Below are 12,979 nucleotides of genomic sequence, written 5' to 3' on the forward strand. Positions count from 1 at the left end.
GCGCCGCCCTGGGCACCGCCTTGAGCGCCAGCGCCCTGACCCGGACGGTTATGGCCCCACTGGCCTGGACGAGGACCGCCCTGGCCCGGACGACCGCCACGGAAGCCACGGCCCTGGCCTTGTCCCTGGCCCGGACGGCCTGGACGACCATTACGGCCACCTTCAGCAGTCGGACGAGCCATCGGATGCGGACGCGGAATATCACCCGGCGTAGGCGTATGCATGCCCTGCTTGCGGGAGAACGGATTATTGCCCGGACGCGGACCCTGAGCGTGCGGACGCGGAATAGCATTGGAGGCAGCGTTGTTGCCACCATTATTACCGTTGCCGCCAGCGTTGCCGTGCGGAGCCGGACGAGCGGAACCATTGCGGTTGTTCTGATGCTGACCAGGCTGGCCACCGTTCGGACGACCTTGGCCTGGACGTGCCGGACGAGCACCTTCACGGTTTTCGTGCTGACCGCCATGACGTGCCGGAGACGGAGCTGCCGGGCGAGCACCGCTCTGCGGGCGTGCATTGCCCTGGCCCGGACGTGCAGGACGAGCACCCGGAGTCGGCGTTGCGTGATGATTTTGAGTATTCTGGCTATTCTGCTGAGCAGCCGGCGTAGCCTGTGCGCTCTTGGCGCTGCGTGCAGCGGCAGCCGGAGTCGTATTCGGTGCAGCTGGCTTATGCGGAACTGCAGCTGCGGGCTTAGCATTGCCCTTATCGCCGCTCTTATCGTTATCCTTGGCGAATGCAGCCTTCAGACGACGAGCCACCGGCGGCTCAATGGTGGAAGAAGCGGACTTGACGAACTCTCCCATGTCCTTGAGCTTCTCAAGAACGGTCTTGCTGTCGACGTGCAAGTCCTTGGCTAATTCATAAACGCGTGGTTTCCCCACTAATTACTCCTATTCTGTGACCACGCGTACAAGAGCGCGGTCAGTTGGTGATGACGGCAAGCCTACCCTGTCTCATCGTTCGACCATGATCGTGTTACCTCGCTTTTGTGCGGGCGATTTTACGCACACTGCGACAACCCACATACGCCAATCAAGCATACTCATAGCGCTGGATAGCATAACAAAGACCGCGAGCCGTACCATTGTCGGTACAATTCGCGGTCTTTGGGCAGTCTATATACCTAACTTGCAGCAGATCACTCAGTTCTGCGGCTCGGCAGCCTCACGAGCTGCCTGCTCAGCGGCAACCTTCTTCGCATGAGCCTCAGCGGATTCGATGCCGATCTTCCAGCCGGTGAGCTTCGCGGCAAGACGAGCATTCTGGCCTTCCTTGCCGATAGCCAACGAAAGCTGATCGTCATGGATGAAGGCGATGGCGGTCTTGTTCTTTTCGCTAATCACCTGCACACCGGTTGCCACGGCCGGGGAAAGTGCAGCGGCCACGAACTTGGCCGGATCATCGGAGTAGTCAACAATATCGATCTTCTCCGGGCCAAGGTTTTCCATCACCGCACGCACGCGGGAGCCACCGGGGCCAATCAGTGCGCCCTTCGGGTTCACACCCTCGGTGTTGGCCTTGACGGCAATCTTGGTACGAGCGCCGGCCTCACGAGCAATGGCCATGATGGACACAGCACCGGAAACCAGTTCCGGCACCTCACGCTCGAACAGCTTGCGCACCAGCTCCGGATGAGAGCGGGATACCACGATTTCCGGGCCACGAATACCACGAGCCACGTTCACCACGTACACGCGAATACGCTCGCCGTGGCGGTAACGCTCACCCGGCACCTGCTCGCGGCGAGGCAGCAGGGCTTCAACATCGCCCATAGCCACATGCACGTTAGAGGAATCGGAAACATCCTGCTGCACAATACCGGTAATCAGCTTGCCCTTCTGACCGGAGAATGCACCGAAGATCTTTTCATCTTCTGCCTTACGGAACAGCTGGGTGATGACCTGACGCGCGGTGGCAGCGGCAAGACGGCCGAAATCATGCGGGGTGTCATCATATTCTTCACCCAGCTTCGGAGCAGGGTACGGGTCTTCTTCAGTGGGTTCCACCGGAATCTCATCGGCGGCCCACACGGTGAAGCTACCGGAACGCTCGTCCAGCTCCACGCGCGCATGCTTGGCCGCGTGCGGGGTCTTGAGGTAAGCGAGGCGAAGAGCTTCAGCCAGCGCCTCATCAAGAGTCTCCGGTTCGATTCCTTGCTCGGCTGCGAGCTTGTGCATTCCTGTCAGGTCCAGTTCCATCGATCCGTACCTCCTATGAAGTTATGTGGCGCATGGCCTTGAATGGTCACAGTTTGCTATTAGTCTAGTTTTCCATGCAGACACACTCCCCTAGTTCCGATTCGGCATCGCCCTGCACCGCCATTCGCAGGAGTGAAGACCCACACATCGGGAGTGCTCTATCATCTCTCATGCGTTATACCCAGCGCCACGGCGAACAACTAGTGGCCGCACTATGCGCCAGCGCTATGCTGTGCGCGTTATCCGCATGCTCCATGCCTCGTCTGGCTGGGCGCGCCGAAGCCGAACAACAGCTCAGTCCCTGCGAAAAAGCTCTGACCACGGCACGTGCCGGCAATACGCCGCCTCAAGGTACGCCGCAATTGCAGTATTACGTCACCGAGCTTGCCGCGCCATTGGCTTGGATTGATGTTGCCGGCCACTGCACGGATCGCTTTGCCGAAGGCACCTTGCGCAATGCCCAATCCAAGATGGTAGTTGCTCTATTGGCGGATAAGTATGGCCAGTCTGCTCCTGAGGTGACTCCTGCTCGCCTTGATGGTGTCACCACTGCTTCCATCAGTGCATCGGCGCTGGATGCTATGGCTCTTGCTGAAGACCGTGCCGGCTTCGCTATTGAAGTTCTTGCCGCGCGCGGAGCAACCGCTGGAGCAACCTTGCCGTTGAGCGATATGCACAAAACCGCAGCCCAGCAATTGGTATCTTTAGTTGACACCATGCACTCCTCGGCGCATACCGATCCTCGTCAAAAGGTGTATGCCATCGAAAATCTGCTCGCCAATCCGGTCACCATTGCGGACAAAGCCAGTGAGCAGAACGTACCTACCACGGCGGCTATCGAAATGGATTGCGCCCGCGCCGAGATAGAGGCCGTGACCAGCACCAAAGCGAAGCCTGATACCGATACCACGATGATTCTGGCTGCATTGGTGGCCAAGCATGCCTATACGGCCATGCAGCTCGGCTATCCCAGCAGCGATGCCGCATTGTTTGAGTAACGAAACTCATAAACACAAAAAAGGGCCCCGGAAACCGGGACCCTTAAAGGCGGATGAAGCGAGATTCGAACTCGCGGAGGCTTTCACCTCACACGCTTTCGAGGCGTGCTCCTTAGACCGCTCGGACATTCATCCATGCTGCCCATAAAGGCAACTTGTTTATTATGCCATACTTTGCCGACGAGGCAAGTCGGGTTTGTCGCTCATCACGAAATCTGCTCATGCACCGAAGCATTGACCCATTGGGATTGCTCAACGTTATATCCAGAGAAGATACCGATATCGAGCATGCAATCACGGTAATCGCGACCATGAGCGATGGTGATGTAGTTATCGTCAACCATGCGGTTATGAGTCGGATCCAAGCCAATCCAACGACCGCCCTGATAGACCTCCACCCACGCGTGTGTGGCGCCTTCTCCCCCAAGCAGACCGGCGATGTATCGGGCGGTGAGCCCAACATGGCGGCATACGGACAGCATCACATGGGCATAATCCTGGCAGACGCCCTTGCGCTGAGCGAGCGCCTGTTCGGCGGTGGTACGAATCGTTGTGGAACCTGGCGTATACACGAAGGCCTTATAGACTTCGTCCATCACTTCAACGGCGCGCTGCACTGGAGTTGCATCCTCCGGGAGCTTGGCCAGACGCTTGCCGCACACATCAATCATCGCTTCCACGCACGGGCCGGGAATGGTCAGGGCGGAATTGAAGCGATACAGCGGCTTGTAGATTTCCTTCTTGATGTGCGCGTTGTCCACAAACGCAATACCAGTTACCGAGTAGCTGAACACATCATGCGGCTCAGGAATAAAACCTGTCATGACCACGGAATCAAAGGAATCAATCGTGGTATCAAGTTCAACGTCAGGCTGGAGTTTAACCTCCACATCAATCACCTGCTGGCGAGGGCCGGTAGCCGGAATGCAACGCAGCTGGAATCGATGATCGGTAACAGGAGAGCTGAACGAGAGCTTCATCTCATAGTCGAATACGAGTTTTTTCACAACTTCTCCTGCGATATCAGCAATATAGGTGATGCAATTCCAGTGGATGCGGCTCGCAAAGCTCCATTATTATGAGTAGCCCAGCCTGCCGCATCTCACCATAGCATTGCAACGCGTCAGAAGCGCTTGGCATCCATATTCATGGCGCTCAACGAGCCCATGTCCTTGATTGCCAAAGCGCTGACACGACCTGAATAGTCATCGAGATACTTCTTGAGCAGCGTAGCTACCTGATCGTAGCCGCGAGCCGGCAGCTGGCCCACCAGCCAGCTCAAGCCATCTGCGAAGCAGCTCGGCAATGGCATGCCGTCCAGCACCATCGAATAAGACGCGAGCTTCCGCAGCGGAGCATCCATTTCTTCCATCGACAGGCCGAAGCGCGTATACAGGTCGATACGCTCCAAGTACTTGCCAATGAATACGAACGCTTTCAGTGTGGGATCGACCGGCGAGTTTTCAATGCCTCCCCAGAAGGCGAGCATGTCGTCGGCGATGTCGCGCTGATTGTAAATATCATCCGCATCGGCGGCCTTCTTGGCTGCATCGGTGATGTTGGTCATGGCCAGCTCCACATACTGCAGCAGGCGAGAGCTCAGTTCCGGACGCAGGATCACCGCGTTATTGAATGCTGCGGTGACCGCGGAACGCACGGAATCGGGATTGGAGCCGTCGTAAAGGAAGCTCTTGACGAACTCGTCGAAGTCTTCAAAGTCTTCCGGCAAATCAAGCGCATGAGCAAACGGGCGGAAGGCATCCACATCAGTATCCATCACACGGTCATAGAACGGGAAGAACTGGTTCAGTGTAGTGAAGGCGCGTTCGGTGTAACGGCCTAGCCAGTACAGGTTGTCCGCCTTGGAAGCGGTCACCAAGGAGAGCGAATGGTGGCGGGACTGGCTCAACAGGTTCGCGATCTGTACCTCGGCACCGAGCTCATGTTCCACACCGGTTTCAGGAGCCAACACCCAAGTATCCTTGAAACCGCCGCCTTGAGAGGAGTTCACGATCATCTGGCCGGGTACCGACGAGTAGCGAGTCAGACCGGAATACCATACGTGAGTGCTCTTGCCGGTCACCACAAAAGCACGCAAATCGCATTTGCGCGGCGACATTTCGCCAGTTTGCGGGTCAACCACATCAATATCACGGAACTGGATGACCTCTTGTGCAATGAATCGGCGCGGATCTTCCTTGATGCGATCGGCCAGTTCCTCGCGTGCGGCGGCATCCAGAGAAGAGCCAAACACCACACCATAACCACCGGCCTCAGCCACATCCTTAATGACCAGCTCACCCATGCGATCGAGCACTTCCTTACGGTCAGCCTCGAACATTGGCATATATGTGGGCGCATTGTGCAGAATAGGCTCCTCACCGAGGTAGTACTTAATCATCTGCGGCACGAAGTAATAGATGGCCTTATCATCTGCAGCACCATTACCGGGCGCATTGACAATGGCCACATTGCCCGCGCGGTAGGCAGACAGGATTCCCGGCACACCGATCACAGAATCCGGGTTGAAAGCGAACGGATCCAAATACTCATCGGACAGACGGCGATACACCACGCCTACGCGGTGACGCTTGCCGGCGTAGTCAAGGAAGAACACCTTGTTGTTCACAACCTCAAGATCTTCGGGGAAGGCAAGGGCGGCACCGGTTTTCTCCGCCAAATAGGCGTGCTCAAAGAACGCAGAATTGTAGCGCCCTGGAGTCAACACCACAGCGATGCCTTCAGTGGAGACGAAATCCATAGCTTTGCGCAGCAGTCGAGGGTATTCACGATTGTCTCGAATACGCACATCGCGGAACAGTCGTGGAGAGATGCGGCGCTCGATATCGCGCACGAACAACGGGTAGCTGGCACCGGAAGGAATGCGCAGGTTATCTTCAAGCACCCACCAGCGCCCGTCCTCGCCCTGTACCAGATCCTCACCGGCGATATGCGCAAAAATCCCACCGGGAGGAGTGACGCCGTTCACCTGTGGGAAGTAACCAGCCGATGTGTACACATATTCTTCCGGCACTACGCCATCGTGGATGATTGATTTATCCGAATAGATGTCTTTCAGATAGGCGTTCAACGCATTGACGCGCTGCTTCAAGCCCTTCTCCAGCTCATCGAATTCATCGGATTCGATGATGCGCGGAACCGGATCATAAGGAAACAGTCGGTCGTGATACTCGTTGTTCTTATAAATGCCGAAACGCACACCGTTTCGAGACAACTCACGGTTGATCGCTTCGCGGCGGTTCACCAATTCATGGGCCAGCTTGTGTGCGGCTGATTCAATCATCGTGCCATGCTCCTTGCTGTTGCGGCTTTGGCGCGCGCTCACGCCTACCCACCGCGACTGGGTTTGATGGTTATAACCTAGGGCCGCACCGTTTCATCAAATGTGCTGGTTTGTTACGGGCAGGTCACTTGCGGCGCTGCTCTCGTTAAGATGGTGGGCTATGACACGACTGCGAATTGACCTTGCATATGATGGCGGCGGATTCTTCGGCTGGGCTCGCCAGCCCGAACTTCGTACCGTTCAGGGCACGATTGAAGACGCGTTGCATAAAGTACTGCGAGTGCCTGTAAATGATACCGATGAACCGTTGCGTCTCACGGTGGCCGGTCGCACGGATACCGGCGTGCATGCCTCGCATCAGGTGGCGCATTTGGACGTCAGCGATGATGTGTTGGCCCGCTGCATGGGTCATATGAATGTGTCGGTCTGCGAGGCTTTGGCACGACGTTTGAAGGCTGTACTGCCTGCTGACATTGTGATCCATCAGGTATCCGCGGCACCAGATGGTTTTGATGCACGATTCTCTGCTTTGGAACGCACATATGTGTATCGTGTGGCCGATCGCTCAAGTGAGGTTGATCCACGGTTGCGAGGCTGTGTACTGCGCGTGGATGAATCGCTGGATATCGATGTGATGAATCAAGCTGCAGCAATGACGATAGGGCTGCATGATTTTGGCTCGTTTGCAACGCCGAATCCTGGAGGTACGACGATACGCGAAGTGAAAACCGCATATTGGCGGCGGGTGCCGGCTACTCCACTGGTACCGGATGGTTTGGCGATGGGTGAAACGTATCGGACACCTTCGTTGGAGTCCGGTTTACTGGTATTTACGATTGTGGCTGATGCCTTTGCGCGCAATATGGTGCGCTCTTTGGTCGGTTCATGCGTCAAGGTTGGCTCCGGCCGTAAATCTTTGGATTGGTTCGCCGGAAAAATGGCTGACCCAGTGCGCGAGGGATCAAGTGGTCCGATTGCGCCGCAGGGATTGACGTTGGAACACATTGCCTATCCTGCTGATGACCAGTTGGCCACGCGAGCCGAAGCCATCCGCGCCGTGCGCACACTGCCGTAAGCTCACCATGCAGCAAAAGCTCCACGGCGTGGTAAACCATTTATTTGCGGAACAGCATAAACCGCAGAATAAAGCCGTTTTGCAATACCACACCGTGGGAAAATTGCCACACCGTGGAAAAATACAAAGCTTTATGTGCGCATATGCGAAAGAGGGTTGGAATCACTTGGATTCCAACCCTCTTTGCTTAGCTAAGCGCTAATTCAGCGAGATGCTCACTCGGCGTTCTCGGCCGGAGCCTCAGCAGCAGCGGTCTCCTCAGCCGGAGCCTCGGTAGCAGCAGCTTCAGCAGCCGGAGCTTCGTCAGCAACCTTGGTAGCAGCTTCAGCTTCCTTCACGACAGCCTTCTTAGCCACCGGCTCGGTCACGAGCTCGATGATGGCAGCCGGGGAAGAATCGCCAACGCGCGGAGCAATCTTGACGATACGGGTGTAGCCACCTTCACGCTGTTCCATCTGCTCGGCAATCTGGGTGAACAGAACGTGCACCACAGACTTGTTGCGGATGACGCGCATCACACGACGACGGGAGTGCAGATCACCACGCTTGGCGAAGGTGATCAGACGCTCAGCCAGCGGGCGAAGACGCTTGGCCTTCGGCAGAGTGGTGGTGATGCGGCCGTTCTGGAACAGGCTGGTCGCCATGTTTGCCAGCATGAGGCGCTCGTGCGCAGGGCTGGAAGCCAGACGCGGGCCCTTCTTAGGTGTAGGCATTGGGTTTACTCCTTATTATCCGCCTGGCATGCAGGTGGGCATATGCCCGAACATCCGCATGCCATTACGGACGGTTTGTCAAAAGAGGCAGATCACTCGTCTTCCGGCGAGAAGAAAGTGCCACCTTCGAGATTATTGGTGTCGAAGGCCATCGGCGAGGACTTGAGGCTCAGGCCCAAAGCCTGCAGCTTCTCCTTGACCTCATCGATCGACTTCATACCGAAATTGCGGATGTCGAGCAGGTCCTGCTCGGTGTGGGAGACAAGCTCACCGATGGTGTGAATACCCTCGCGCTTGAGGCAGTTGTAAGAACGCTGCGTCAAGTTGAGGTCCTCAATCGGAACAGCCATCTCAGGGTTGGTCTCCTCGGCCACCGGGGCCGGACCAACTTCAACGCCTTCGGCCTGAGTGTTGAGCTCACGGCACAGGCCGAAGAGCTCCACCAGGGTCGAACCAGCGGAAGCCACCGCATCACGCGGGGAGATGGCGGGCTTGGTCTCCACGTCCAGAATGAGCTTGTCGAAGTCCGTGCGCTGTTCCACACGGGTGGCCTCGACCTTGTAGCTCACCTTGAGCACCGGGGAGTAGATGGAATCAACCGGAATGCGGCCAATTTCACCATTGTCCTGCTTGTTCATCTGAGCCGGCACATAGCCGCGGCCACGCTCGACGGTGAACTCAATCTCGAGCTCGCCATCTTCAGCGAGGGTAGCGATGTGCTGATCCGGATTGGCAATGGTGACGCCGGCCGGCGGGGTGATATCCCCGGCGGTAGCTTCGCCCTTGCCGCTCTTGCGCAGGTACATGACCACAGGCTCGTCGTATTCGCTGGTGAGCACAATGCCCTTGATGTTGAGCAGAATCTCGGTGACGTCTTCCTGGACGCCCGGCAGAGTGGTGAACTCATGCAGAGCACCGGAGATACGCACAGAGGTCACAGCCGCACCAGGGATGGAGCTCAACAGCGTGCGACGCAGCGAGTTGCCGAGCGTATAGCCGAAGCCAGGCTCGAGCGGCTCGATGGTGAAGCGGGAGCGCTGCGGATTCAGGGATTCCTCGGTCAGAGTCGGACGCTGTGCAATAAGCACTGTGGTTATCCTTTCAGCTTGAACTCGGTGGTGCACTCACCGGTTAAGCGGTTTTGGATTGATTTGGTATTGCTGAGTGCTCAGACGCGACGACGCTTCGGAGGACGAACGCCGTTGTGGGCTTGCGGGGTGACGTCGGTGATGGAACCGACTTCGAGGCCCGCGGACTGCAGGGAGCGGATAGCGGTTTCACGACCGGAACCCGGGCCCTTGACGAACACGTCGACCTTCTTGACACCGTGTTCCATTGCCTTGCGAGCAGCGGACTCGGCAGCCATACCAGCAGCGTACGGCGTGGACTTACGGGAGCCCTTGAAACCGACATCGCCACCGGAGGCCCAGGACACCACAGCGCCGGACGGATCGGTGATGGAAATGATCGTGTTGTTGAAAGTGGACTTGATGTGAGCCTGGCCGACCGGGACCGACTTGCGATCGCGACGACGAGGCTTACGAGCGGCTTGCTTTGGAGCTGCCATTGACCCTCGTTTCCTAGTAACGAACTTTGTTGATTGTGCCCGGGCGATGGGATGGCATTCATCCCGTGGCTCGGATCATGCCACTCTTACTTGGTGGCCTTCTTCTTTCCGGCGACCGTACGCTTCGGGCCCTTGCGGGTGCGAGCGTTGGTCTTGGTGCGCTGACCGCGCACAGGAAGTCCCTTACGGTGACGCTGGCCTTGGTAGCAGTTGATCTGAATCTTGCGACGAATGTCCGCATCGATTTCACGACGCAGATCGCCCTCGATCTTGTAGTTGGCCTCGAGGTAGTCACGCAGCGTAATCAGCTGCTCGTCGGTAAGATCCTTGACGCGGATGTCCGGGTTGATACCGGTCGCGGCAAGCGTTTCCTTGGCACGAGTGCGACCCACACCGAAAATGTAGGTGAGGGCGATCTCGATGCGCTTCTCATTGGGGATGTCGACTCCGGCAAGACGTGCCATTGCGATTCCTTCTTGTTGCCGTAGGTCTTGCACCCGCTCGCCCGGTAATCCGGCACGGGCCTACGTACCCGTGGTTCAGTGTCGTTCCCTTTCGGGAAGCACTGTGAGTGAGTGCCTTATTTACTTGTGCCGCTGGAGAATCTGCTCTCAGCCCTGACGCTGCTTGTGGCGAGGGTTGGTGCAGATCACCATGACGCGGCCGTGACGACGAATCACGCGGCAGTTTTCGCAGATTCGCTTCACACTAGGGCTGACCTTCATGGTTATCCTTTACTTGTACCTTTACTTATAGCGGTACGTAATGCGTCCGCGGTTCAGGTCGTAGGGGCTCATTTCAAGCACCACGCGATCCTGAGGCAGAATGCGGATGTAGTTCTTACGCATCTTGCCGGAGATAGTGGCGAGCACGATGTGCTTGTTTTCGAGCTCAACGCGGAACATCGCGTTCGGCAATGCCTCCACTACCTGACCTTCGACTTCAATCACACCGTCTTTTGCCATGTGCCTCTGGTTTCCTATCGTTGGACGAATTACTACGGGTGCATACGAAGACACACCAAATGTCAAATATATACAAGGGCGTATACAGAGGTACCCCTGTGCAACACTCGGCGTGTCGCACAGGGGTACGGAAAAGATTCTATGGTAATCGTAACGATTACTTCAAATCGGAAATGATGCGCTGGCTAATTTCGCTGATTTCGCCGACGCCATTCTCGAGAACCAGCAGGCCGCGGGACTTGTAGATGTCCAGCAGAGGGGCGGTTTCCTTCTCGTAGGTTTCCAGACGCTTCGCAATCGCTTCCGGGGTGTCATCGGCGCGGCCCTGCTCGGCGGCACGCTTCTTCATGCGCTCCAGCAGCACTTCGCGATCGGCTTCGAGCGCCACGACATGGTCAAGCGGAGTGCCCAGCTCTTCAAGCATCTGGTCGAGGGCTTCGACCTGGGCAGCGTTACGCGGGTAGCCATCAAGAATCCAGCCGTTGGCGCAATCTTCCTTGGCGAGACGATCCTTGACGATCTTATTGGTCAGGGAGTCCGGAACCAGCTCACCCTTGTCGGTGTAGCTCATGGCTTCAAGACCCAGTTCGGTCTTGTTCTTGATGTTGTAACGGAAGATATCGCCAGTGGAGATGGTCGGGATGTTGAAGTGCTCGGCGAGCAGAGCAGCCTGAGTGCCCTTGCCAACGCCCTGAGGTCCCATGATGAGCAGACGCATGGTGGTCTCCTTTGTGTTTCGTTATCGGTTATGAGTTACGTAAAACGGCACGACGGTCTCTTGACCTATCGTGCCGTCATCGTTACAGACTATTTGCCTTCAACGTGATCCACGTTCTCAAGCAGGAAGCCAGTGTACTGGAACTGCTCGGTCTGGGCCTTGGCCTGACGCAGAGTATCGAGGCCGACGCCGGCGATAATCAGGATCGTGGTACCGCCGAACGGCAGCTGAGCGTTAAGGCCGAGAGCCATGATTAGCACGGTAGGAATCAGTGCCACGAACAGCAGGTAGACAGCGCCCACGGTGTTGAGACGGTTCATCACATAGGTCAGGTAGCGGCTGGTGGCGTTGCCAGCGCGAATGCCGGGGATAAAGCCACCGTACTGCTTCATGTTGTCTGCAGTCTCGTCCGGGTTGAAGGTAATCGAGGTGTAGAAGAAGCAGAAGAACACAATCATCAGTGCGTACAGTGCGATGTACCACACGGAAGTGGTGTTTGCCAGGTTGGAGTTAATCCACTTGACCCAAGACTGATCGGACTTGCCGAACTGAGCGATCAACGTCGGGATGGCCAGAATGGAGGATGCAAAGATCGGCGGGATAACACCGGACATGTTAATCTTCAGCGGCAGGTAGGTGGAGGAGCCACCGTACATCTTGCGGCCAATCATGCGGCGGGTGTACTGAACCGGCACGCGACGCTGGCACAGTTCCACGAAGTCGACGAAGATCAGGATGACGACGAGCACGGAAACCACGATGGCGAACTTACCCCAATTGCCATCGGTGCCGTTGGTGCCATAGCCAATTTCCCACAGCTGAGGCAGGAAGCCGGAGCAGATGGACATGAAGATCAAGATGGACATGCCCTGACCGATACCCTTATCGGTCACGAGCTCTGCCATCCACATGATGAAGCCGGTGCCACCGGTCATAACAAGTACCATCACGACAAGGTTCCACACGGAACCGTCAGGGATAACCTGATCGCACTGGTAGTTGAAGAGCGCGCCTGAGCGGGCGGTAACCAGAATGGTGGTGGACTGCAGCACAGCCAGACCGATGGTGAGGTAACGCGTGTACTGAGTGAGCTTGGCCTCGCCGGACTGTCCTTCCTTGTGCAAAGCCTCGAAGCGCGGAATAACCACGCGAAGCAGCTGCACAACGATGGATGCGGTGATGTACGGCATCACGCCCAAAGCAAAGATGGACAGCTGCAACATTGCGCCACCGGAGAAGAGATTCACCAATCCGATGAAGTTTTCTTGGGACGTGCTGCCAATCTTAGACATGCAGGAGTTGACCACATTGTAATCCACGCCCGGGGTTGGGATGAACGATCCAATACGGTAAATGATGATGATGAACAGGACGAAGAGAATCTTCTTCCTGAGTTCCTTGGTCTTCAGGGCCTGGATTAGTGTCCTCACCTGGGTTT

14 protein-coding genes and 1 tRNA gene are annotated in these 12,979 nt (G+C 56.8%); 2 read left to right on the top strand and 13 right to left on the bottom strand.

Annotated features, from left to right (window positions below; all coding sequences use genetic code 11):
* Positions 1-884 (bottom strand): translation initiation factor IF-2 N-terminal domain-containing protein (locus BISA_RS04480; RefSeq protein ID WP_033890490.1); only part of this gene is annotated, 884 nt, incomplete at its 3' end.
* A 261-nt stretch (positions 885-1,145) separates the two neighbouring features.
* Complete coding sequence (gene nusA / locus BISA_RS04485) at positions 1,146-2,201, bottom strand: transcription termination factor NusA (RefSeq protein ID WP_033890491.1); 1,056 nt, start codon at positions 2,199-2,201, stop codon at positions 1,146-1,148.
* Between the two features lie 254 nt (positions 2,202-2,455).
* Between nusA and BISA_RS04490 the strand changes: the two genes are divergently transcribed.
* Positions 2,456-3,199 carry a hypothetical protein gene (locus tag BISA_RS04490; protein ID WP_051917366.1) on the top strand — a complete coding sequence of 248 codons (744 nt, stop codon included), beginning with the start codon at positions 2,456-2,458 and terminating at the stop codon, positions 3,197-3,199.
* A gap of 50 nt (positions 3,200-3,249) precedes the next feature.
* Here BISA_RS04490 and BISA_RS04495 read toward each other — a convergent pair.
* From BISA_RS04495 to BISA_RS04505, 3 genes are all read right to left on the bottom strand, one after another.
* Positions 3,250-3,334 (bottom strand) — tRNA-Ser (locus BISA_RS04495).
* A gap of 71 nt (positions 3,335-3,405) precedes the next feature.
* A complete protein-coding gene (locus BISA_RS04500) occupies positions 3,406-4,206 on the bottom strand; it encodes a transglutaminase family protein (protein ID WP_033890494.1) in 801 nt (266 codons plus the stop codon).
* Between the two features lie 116 nt (positions 4,207-4,322).
* On the bottom strand, positions 4,323-6,503 hold the full coding sequence (locus BISA_RS04505) for a circularly permuted type 2 ATP-grasp protein (protein ID WP_033890495.1): 2,181 nt from the start codon (positions 6,501-6,503) through the stop codon (positions 4,323-4,325).
* Positions 6,504-6,663: 160 nt separating this feature from the next.
* On the opposite strand from BISA_RS04505, the gene truA reads away from it, so the two are divergent.
* Positions 6,664-7,578: a tRNA pseudouridine(38-40) synthase TruA gene (truA, locus tag BISA_RS04510; protein WP_033890496.1), complete on the top strand. Its 915-nt coding sequence runs from the start codon at positions 6,664-6,666 to the stop codon at positions 7,576-7,578.
* A gap of 215 nt (positions 7,579-7,793) precedes the next feature.
* Here the strand turns inward: truA and rplQ are convergent, their stop codons facing one another.
* From rplQ to secY, 8 genes are all read right to left on the bottom strand, one after another.
* Entirely contained in the window at positions 7,794-8,291 is a 498-nt protein-coding gene (rplQ, locus tag BISA_RS04515; RefSeq protein WP_033890498.1) for a 50S ribosomal protein L17, read from the bottom strand.
* A gap of 92 nt (positions 8,292-8,383) precedes the next feature.
* Positions 8,384-9,379 (bottom strand): DNA-directed RNA polymerase subunit alpha, encoded by a 996-nt coding sequence (locus BISA_RS04520; protein ID WP_033890500.1) that lies wholly within the window; start codon positions 9,377-9,379, stop codon positions 8,384-8,386.
* A gap of 80 nt (positions 9,380-9,459) precedes the next feature.
* Complete coding sequence (gene rpsK / locus BISA_RS04525; protein ID WP_003829907.1) at positions 9,460-9,858, bottom strand: 30S ribosomal protein S11; 399 nt, start codon at positions 9,856-9,858, stop codon at positions 9,460-9,462.
* Between the two features lie 86 nt (positions 9,859-9,944).
* On the bottom strand, positions 9,945-10,322 hold the full coding sequence (gene rpsM, locus BISA_RS04530; RefSeq protein WP_014484255.1) for a 30S ribosomal protein S13: 378 nt from the start codon (positions 10,320-10,322) through the stop codon (positions 9,945-9,947).
* 147 nt (positions 10,323-10,469) lie between these two features.
* Positions 10,470-10,583, bottom strand: coding sequence for a 50S ribosomal protein L36 (gene rpmJ, locus BISA_RS04535; protein ID WP_003814578.1), 114 nt, complete (start codon positions 10,581-10,583; stop codon positions 10,470-10,472).
* Between the two features lie 21 nt (positions 10,584-10,604).
* Entirely contained in the window at positions 10,605-10,823 is a 219-nt protein-coding gene (infA, locus tag BISA_RS04540; protein ID WP_003808114.1) for a translation initiation factor IF-1, read from the bottom strand.
* A 157-nt stretch (positions 10,824-10,980) separates the two neighbouring features.
* On the bottom strand, positions 10,981-11,541 hold the full coding sequence (locus tag BISA_RS04545; RefSeq protein ID WP_033890502.1) for an adenylate kinase: 561 nt from the start codon (positions 11,539-11,541) through the stop codon (positions 10,981-10,983).
* A gap of 89 nt (positions 11,542-11,630) precedes the next feature.
* On the bottom strand, positions 11,631-12,971 hold the full coding sequence (gene secY / locus BISA_RS04550) for a preprotein translocase subunit SecY (RefSeq protein WP_033890504.1): 1,341 nt from the start codon (positions 12,969-12,971) through the stop codon (positions 11,631-11,633).
* Positions 12,972-12,979 lie beyond the last annotated feature (8 nt).

This window comes from Bifidobacterium saguini DSM 23967 (assembly GCF_000741715.1).
Classification (GTDB): Bacteria; Actinomycetota; Actinomycetes; order Actinomycetales; family Bifidobacteriaceae; genus Bifidobacterium; species Bifidobacterium saguini.

Coding starts and splice junctions, on each gene's coding strand:
- nusA (WP_033890491.1), bottom strand. CDS start 2,201: ATGGAACTGGACCTGACAGGAATGCACAAGCTCGCAGCCGAGCAAGGA.
- BISA_RS04490 (WP_051917366.1), top strand. CDS start 2,456: ATGCCTCGTCTGGCTGGGCGCGCCGAAGCCGAACAACAGCTCAGTCCC.
- BISA_RS04505 (WP_033890495.1), bottom strand. CDS start 6,503: ATGATTGAATCAGCCGCACACAAGCTGGCCCATGAATTGGTGAACCGC.
- truA (WP_033890496.1), top strand. CDS start 6,664: ATGACACGACTGCGAATTGACCTTGCATATGATGGCGGCGGATTCTTC.
- rplQ (WP_033890498.1), bottom strand. CDS start 8,291: ATGCCTACACCTAAGAAGGGCCCGCGTCTGGCTTCCAGCCCTGCGCAC.
- rpsK (WP_003829907.1), bottom strand. CDS start 9,858: ATGGCAGCTCCAAAGCAAGCCGCTCGTAAGCCTCGTCGTCGCGATCGC.
- rpsM (WP_014484255.1), bottom strand. CDS start 10,322: ATGGCACGTCTTGCCGGAGTCGACATCCCCAATGAGAAGCGCATCGAG.
- rpmJ (WP_003814578.1), bottom strand. CDS start 10,583: ATGAAGGTCAGCCCTAGTGTGAAGCGAATCTGCGAAAACTGCCGCGTG.
- infA (WP_003808114.1), bottom strand. CDS start 10,823: ATGGCAAAAGACGGTGTGATTGAAGTCGAAGGTCAGGTAGTGGAGGCA.
- BISA_RS04545 (WP_033890502.1), bottom strand. CDS start 11,541: ATGCGTCTGCTCATCATGGGACCTCAGGGCGTTGGCAAGGGCACTCAG.